Annotated in this window: 1 protein-coding gene; it reads left to right on the forward strand. The window is 69.8% G+C overall.

The annotated features are described in order from the left end of the window. Window positions 1-80: 80 nt before the first annotated feature. A partial coding sequence (locus SB751_RS33785; protein ID WP_410749470.1) for an ATP-binding cassette domain-containing protein occupies window positions 81-248 on the forward strand: 168 nt, incomplete at its 3' end.

The following is a 248-nucleotide window of genomic DNA, read 5'->3' on the forward strand; positions in this document are numbered from 1 at the left end:
GTTCCAGCAATGGATGGCCGGCCAGCTCGATGCGCTCGCGGCTGCGCTGGCCGCCGGCAAGCAATGATCGCGATCGCGCCATGAACGCCACTCCCCCCGCACTCGCACTCGAGGGCGTCACGCTCGAACTCGGCGGACGCACGATCCTGCGCGACGTCAGCTTCTCGATCGAAGCCGGCGAATTCGTCGGCGTGCTCGGCCCGAACGGCGCGGGCAAGACGACGCTGATGCGCGCGGTGCTCGGCCTC

Origin of the sequence: Cupriavidus sp. SIMBA_020, assembly GCF_046535395.1 — a bacterium.
GTDB classification, from domain to species: domain Bacteria; phylum Pseudomonadota; class Gammaproteobacteria; order Burkholderiales; family Burkholderiaceae; genus Cupriavidus; species Cupriavidus campinensis.